Below are 2,441 nucleotides of genomic sequence, written 5' to 3'. Positions count from 1 at the left end.
GTGAACGGCCTCGCCCATTGAGGCCAGGGTGCTCGCGTTGTCGCCGCCACCGGGAATCAGCACCGCGTCAAACATCACGGAAGGCATATTCGTGAAGGTGTGATCTACGGCAAGCTGCCGTCCGGATGACGTGCTGACTGTTCCCAGGTGCTGTGCGACGACTTTGCACTGCGCGCCGGYATCTGCAAGGTCCTGCTGAACGCGTTTGAGGGCCGCGGCTTCAACGCCGTCTGCCACGAGGATGGCGACCTTGCGGGTCTTTACACCTGCGCCCGTGCGGCCCACCATGCGCAGCGCCGGGTCTTCCTCTACCTTGCCGGTGATGCGGTAATCCCGAAAACCCAACCTGCCAGATGCGGCCTTGGGATCCGGCGGATTGATGCCAAGTGAGGCTGCAACGCGGGCGGCCAGCTTCAGGTCGAYGTGGGCCAGGTTATCTACCATGCGCTGCCGGATTTCGGGAACCTCCACCCTGGAAAGCTCAAACCGGAATGCCGCGACGATGTGGTCTTTTTCTGCTGCGCTCTGGCTGTTCCAGAACAGCGACGCCTGGGAAAAATGGTCATCGAATGACGGGCTGCGCCGCCTTGTTTTGGGCGATTCCACCGAGCCTGGGTATGACTGGAAACCGTGTGCACCACCGTCTACCCTGAACTCGGAACCGTTGCCCAGCGTATTGGGCTCATAGGCAACACGGCCCTTGCTGATCGTCTGGCGATGCATGCCGTCTCGCTGGAAGTTATGCATCGGACAGACGGCCCGGTTGATGGGGATTTCATGAAAATTGGCGCCGCCCAGGCGTGACAGCTGCGTGTCCGTATAAGAAAGCAATCGCCCTTGTAGCAGCGGGTCGTTGGAGAAATCGATACCCGGCACCAGGTGGCCGGGGTGAAATGCCACTTGCTCGGTTTCCGAAAAGAAATTGTCGGGATTACGGTTCAAGACCATTTTGCCGATGATCTGCACAGGCACCTGCTCTTCAGGAATCAGCTTGGTGGGATCCAGGATGTCGAATCCCAGTTCATGCTCCTTGCCTTCGTCGACGATCTGCACGCCCAGTTCCCATTCGGGGAAGTTGCCGCTTTCGATGGCTTCCCAAAGATCACGCCTGTGGAAGTCAGGGTCTTTGCCTGCGATTTTCTGTGCCTCGTCCCAAGCCAGCCCGTGTACGCCCAGCTTGGGCTTCCAGTGAAATTTAACAWAAAAGGCACCGCCCCGGGCATTGATGAAGCGAAAGGCGTGCACGCCAAAGCCTTCCATCATGCGATAGCTGCGTGGAATGGCTCTGTCCGACATCGTCCACAGCAGCATGTGGGTGGATTCGGGCATGAGCGAAGCGAAGTCCCAGAACGTGTCGTGGGCGCTGGTTGCCTGCGGCATTTCGTGGTGGGGCTCTGGTTTGATCGCATGGATCAGGTCGGGAAACTTGATGGCGTCCTGTATGAAAAAGACCGGGACGTTATTGCCGACCAGGTCGTAATTGCCCTCGGCGGTGTAAAACTTCACTGCGAAGCCGCGCACGTCGCGAACGGTGTCGGCGGAGCCCCTGGATCCGGCCACACTGGAAAAACGCACGAAAACCGGCGTTTCAACGTCCGGGTCCTGCAGGAAACCGGCGCTGCTGTACTGCACCATGGATTTGTATGGCTTGAAGTACCCATGCGCTCCCGCGCCACGGGCGTATACCGCACGCTCCGGAATGCGTTCCTGTCCGAAATGGGTAATTTTTTCGCGGAGTATGAAGTCCTCCAGCAAGGTCGGGCCGCGCTCGCCTGCCTTGAGCGAATTGTGGTTATCTGGAATTTGAAGCCCCTGGTTTGTGGTCAGGGCAGCAGCGGGGCCGGCGGAGAATCCTTCAAGCTGGGACTTTTTGTCTTTGACTCCTTCCATATTTCGGCCGGGATTACTAACGTTGCGCTTGGATGGCGGCATGAAAAGTCTTTCGTTTTAAGGAGCGCGCCAGAGGTGCGCGATGGCGATGCTGGAGCACTCTGTCGTAGCCGAGCCAGCTGCCAGCTGGTGCGGCATGGCCGCACTCACGTATCAAGAAGGCCTTCCAGGCCCTTCACGCAGGCCAGCAGGGCCAGTGCAGCGACGGTACCAGCCAGGCACCAGCCCATGAGCTCTTGAACCACGTCGGCAATGTTGTCGGGCAGCAGCATCGAGCATAAAAACAGGGCCGCAGCGCAGACAAGCGCCGTGAGGAAAGCGTGAACCAGGTCAATGTCCCGAGGACTCGCGTGAATTCGCCAGGCTGTAAGCAATCCTGCCGCCATGCCTGCCAAAAGTCCGCCCGTCAGCTTCATGATGAGTCCCCGTATGGTTTTAAACGCCTCACCGGCTGCGTGCCGGTGCTTCGATCTGGTGCATACACCATAAGGGCCGGCCCCCTGGTATCCAGTTGCCGGATGCCGGTGGGTCCTGTAAGGCCTTTCTTTTCC

2 protein-coding genes are annotated in these 2,441 nt (G+C 59.1%); both read right to left on the bottom strand.

All coding sequences use genetic code 11. The features are described from left to right. Nucleotides 1-1,932: catalase (locus tag AC1D0Z_RS19710; RefSeq protein WP_477659870.1), on the bottom strand; the 1,932-nt coding region annotated here is incomplete at its 3' end. 104 nt (nt 1,933-2,036) lie between these two features. Beyond that, a complete protein-coding gene (locus AC1D0Z_RS19705; RefSeq protein ID WP_477659869.1) occupies nt 2,037-2,306 on the bottom strand; it encodes a hypothetical protein in 270 nt (89 codons plus the stop codon). Nucleotides 2,307-2,441: the final 135 nt, after the last annotated feature.

This window comes from Polaromonas sp. P1_E3 (assembly GCF_056405935.1).
Note: the sequence above shows the minus strand (reverse complement) of the source record. Positions and strands in the feature narration are given on the sequence as shown.

Bases quoted from the DNA above. Each gene is read 5' to 3' on its own strand.
- AC1D0Z_RS19705 (WP_477659869.1), bottom strand. From the start codon at position 2,306: ATGAAGCTGACGGGCGGACTTTTGGCAGGCATGGCGGCAGGATTGCTT.